The sequence below is a fragment of the Bacteroides ndongoniae genome, assembly GCF_900108345.1.
In the GTDB taxonomy this organism is placed as follows: domain Bacteria; phylum Bacteroidota; class Bacteroidia; order Bacteroidales; family Bacteroidaceae; genus Bacteroides; species Bacteroides ndongoniae.
The window spans coordinates 1-3589 of the sequence record NZ_FNVV01000002.1 but is presented as its reverse complement, the minus strand read 5'-3'; the positions used below and the strand labels follow the sequence as shown (position 1 = coordinate 3589).

Here is a 3589-nt window from a genome sequence, read left to right as displayed (position 1 = left end):
AAGAGCCCTGATCGAAACGGTCAATGACGAATTGAAGAACATTGCACAGATAGAGCACTCCAGACATCGTTCATTCAATAACTTTATAGCTAACTCTTTGTCGGCTATCGCAGCATACTGCTTTTTTTGAAAAGAAGCCAGCTATTGATATAAATTTTGTCAATGACAGACAACTTTCTTTTTTTTGATTTTATATCGAACTCACGTTAAAAATAGATTCTATTTTCATAGATAAGACACTAAAAACTCACAAACCTGTTCATCAATACAAACATCAAGTCCTACCTCATCTTTAAATCTAAAAGAATAAGAAGCATCCTTTTCTTCTTTTTTCGAACTGTGAAGTAAATGAAGCCCTCATTGTCCCCAATACAAGTTTATGAAACTTTCCACATTTAGTAGAAAGCCCATGGGCTAAACCATTTTTGAGTCTGTAAGTATTTCATTGCCCATTTAGCTTTCTCAAGAATCGCTATTTTTCTAGTTTTTTCATAAAATTACATGATTAGAGATTAGGAACTGCACCGAATTTACCGAATTTATCTCATCCATCATACAGTGTACAATGAAATCACCATTTTTTTTGGCTGCCTTTTTCTTAAAAACATTAATGAGCATGATATTGACCATTGCTTTTACAAGAATATCCGTTCCATCCGACCCTACATTATTAATACGCACTGTCCAGCCTGTATCATTGTCGTTCTCTTTCACCCGAAACTGTAAACGGAAAGCATCACCTAACGATACAGTAGGACGATTGGGTTCATTATGTAGCTGATGAGACAGACTCTTCAGATAATCCATGACCTTACGGTTCACCTCATCGCGATCATTACCCGAGAAAAGATTCAATTCACCGATTGAGAGAGCATTCTCTATAGTATAATCATGAATGGATATAAGCAATTTCATAAGCTTGTCAGATGATTCATCTGACTTGAGCTCAATACTCTTGATTACACCGGCAAAATTCTTTTCTATAAAATCACGATTTATGTCTTGTATAACCCCATCTACATCTGATCTGCGTTTCATCAATACCCCGATCTCAGTCGATATACGTCCCAAAATATCCTTATAGTGTTCGCTTGTGCGTCTGCGGAAATCCTCAATTTTGTTATTGTCCATGAAGTCCTGTAAATCAATGGCAATCTGCAAATAATCATTGCCTGTTACAGGCATCGTATTGAAATGGAAAGCATTTTGAGGTTTAAAGTTACGATTAAAATTGAGAACCAATAACTTAAGTTTGTCAATTGATTCATGCTTTTGATTTATAGTACCCCTAAATAGACTCAAAAGTTGTTGACAATCCTGCTCAGTCTTCCTCGTATTGTCATCAGAAAGGAAAGCATCAGGTATCAAATGTTCGTTATCCACCATCTGACGGTAAAGTTCCAACCCCTCTCTCATATGCAATAGTTCATTAAGGAGCTTTTTCTGGTGTTCTTCCATTTCTTTACATTTTTTCTCGATACGTTTTCTTTTATCTTCATAACGTTGACGTATCATGGCGAGTCTCTGTTCAATAGTTTTAACAGTCTTTTTTATTTCCGGTTCTATGGCAAAAAGATTTTGCTCGATGTCACGAAATCTGAAAACTATTGAACGTTCATCTTCGATTCTCATCAATAGAGCCTTTAAACCATTTAAACTTAAACGATATTTCTCAAGCAAGTTAGTGTCAACACCTCTGCCGGCAAGTTCAGCTATCTGCTGTTCGTCAAGTTGTTTCTTCTGTTCGGAGAACTCCAGATTACGTTCTTTCGCTTCAGCCTCTTGTTTCTCTTTGAAAAAGCATAATTCATCTTCGAGAATTTTTGCTGCCTTGTTAAACGATGAATCAAGTTCCTTAAGATCTTTTTTAATCTTTATGTCATTCTTATTACGAGTTTCCTTCTCAGAATTCACTTGCAATACAGCTTCATTAAAGGAACGTTCGCGAATATCTTTTTCTTGATTAATCAACTCTTGCTCCTCCATCTGAAACTTATGCCTTCGGGTTTGTAGGTTTTGACGTTTGACAGGAATCTGTCTTTCTTCAACCTTCAACGATGTCATTTTCTGACGAAGCGGATTTACATGAGCGGCATATTTCTTACCAAGTTTAGAAATTTCTTCCTGAAGGGCAACTGGTAACTGTTCGAGTCTACGGTTAATCTGCTTCACCTGATCCTCCAGGTTGTTCTTCTCCAATCTATAGTCGTCAGGCGTACGGTGTACAGAAGCAATATTTTCCAAGTTCAATCTTATACCAAACAGTCCATTGGATTTTGTTTCCAACTGAGGTTCAAGTCCTTGAGCATATAGAATTCTTTCTTCGTCAACGACTTTGCCTATAGTGTTCTCCCAGCCTTCCGAATTTTCACAAAGCCACCTATACAGAGAACCGTCTAAACGAGCCAATATATCATCAATCTTCGCAATCTGTTCACGAAGGATTGTACGCTCAGTTTCAAGATGTTCCTGCTCACGCTGCGATTCCTGTTTTACTTCCGTTTCTTTCATCCCATACCCGGCAGTAATCCGATCTATCTGACTTTTTACCGCTGCCTGCTGGACTGTATTCTCCTTCTCCGTAAAATTCAATTGCTGCAGTTCACCATCCACCTGCTTAATTTCATTAGCCTTTGGATGCCACTGACGAAGTTCCTTCAGTGCATTATCAGCCCTGTTTTGTTCAAACAGCAGAATTAGCAAACGTTCATCCGAATCATGTCGCCAGCTATTGAAAGCATCCATAATCTGATTCCTGCTTTTGGTACGTTCTTCTTCCAGATTCTTACGCTTTATCTGAAGTTCGTCTTGCTTATGATAATACGCCTCTTTCTGAATGTTCTCGAACATCTGACGTGAATTTTCCAATTTATCCCTTGCGATGTTGTACTTTTCTTCTATAGATGCATGAGTTTTCAACAAATCATCCAATAGGGTTTGTTTTTCACTAACTTCCTGTCTGATAGCAGATTCACGGCTGGAGAGAATCAGTTTTTCATCTATACCTATAGCCTCAAATTCTTTTCTGGCTTGTGTTATATCCTTTAGTTTACCCTTATTGGCACCAAAATCTTGATTTAGAGAGTCCTTTTCTTTTTCATATTCTGATGTGAGTTCTTTTTCACGGTTATGCTCTTTATCTATTTCAGTCCCAACTTCAACAGTTTTAGCTTCCCAAAGAGGAATGTGTTCCTCACTATAAGCCACAGCATAATTGAGCATATGCCATATATCTGCCAGCTGCTGGTCAAGTGCAACGATTGTACGCCCCTGTTCAACTATTTTCAATGCCTGCTGCCGAACTGGATAACTACCATCACGTGATTGTCGGAACCAACAGTCTATCTCGTCATACTCTCGCTCAAAATCTGTAACAAGTCGTCTGTAGGACTGTAAATCAATCGGTAAATCTGCATCTGTCATGGATTGTATGATAGTATCCTTTACAAAATCTGCATCAAGCTTAGAAGCTGTTTTGATTTCATTCGATAAATTTGTTAAGCATGATTTGGATGAATGCGATTTGTACCATGGCTTCCGCAGTTTCAGCGAGGAATTCATAATCGATGGTTAGCCTTCTGAAGTTTTC

At 38.0% G+C, this 3589-nt stretch carries 1 protein-coding gene and 1 pseudogene; one reads left to right on the top strand and one right to left on the bottom strand.

The genetic code is table 11. The features are described 5' to 3' along the window. Positions 1-188: pseudogene (locus tag BQ5591_RS20515) on the top strand (transposase); the annotation flags it as partial. 301 nt (positions 189-489) lie between these two features. Here BQ5591_RS20515 and BQ5591_RS00020 read toward each other — a convergent pair. Then, positions 490-3561 (bottom strand): ATP-binding protein, encoded by a 3072-nt coding sequence (locus tag BQ5591_RS00020; protein WP_262483101.1) that lies wholly within the window; start codon positions 3559-3561, stop codon positions 490-492. Positions 3562-3589 lie beyond the last annotated feature (28 nt).